The organism is Vibrio sp. 2033 (assembly GCF_033339735.1).
This window is the reverse complement of sequence record NZ_JAWOVC010000821.1, coordinates 1-521: the sequence shown is the minus strand read 5'-3', so window position 1 is coordinate 521 and position 521 is coordinate 1. Positions and strand designations below refer to the sequence as shown.

At 48.2% G+C, this 521-nt stretch carries 1 pseudogene; it reads left to right on the top strand.

The window, feature by feature from the left end:
* Positions 1 to 521: pseudogene (locus R7P74_RS29290) on the top strand (DNA mismatch repair protein MutS); the annotation flags it as partial.

Here is a 521-nt window from a genome sequence, read left to right as displayed (position 1 = left end):
TGGCGCAAGCTCGCTGATGGTGCAACCGAGTATCTAGAAAAGCTCGAAGCGGATGAACGCGAGCGTCATGGCATCGATACGCTGAAAGTTGGCTACAACGCCGTACATGGGTTCTTCATTCAGGTAAGCCGTGGCCAAAGCCATTTGGTACCGCCACATTACGTGCGTCGCCAAACTCTGAAAAATGCCGAGCGCTACATTATTCCTGAGCTTAAAGAGCATGAAGACAAAGTTCTGAACTCAAAATCAAAAGCACTCGCACTAGAGAAAAAACTGTGGGAAGAGCTGTTCGATTTGCTGATGCCTCATCTTGAACAAATGCAAAACCTAGCTTCTGCCGTTTCACAGATGGACGTGTTACAAAACCTAGCAGAACGCGCAGACTCATTGGATTATTGCCGCCCTACTCTAGTTAAAGACGCAGGTATTCACATTCAAGCAGGTCGCCACCCGGTAGTAGAGCAAGTCACCTCGGACCCGTTCATTGCTAACCCAATAGAACTAAGCCCAAGCCGTAAAAT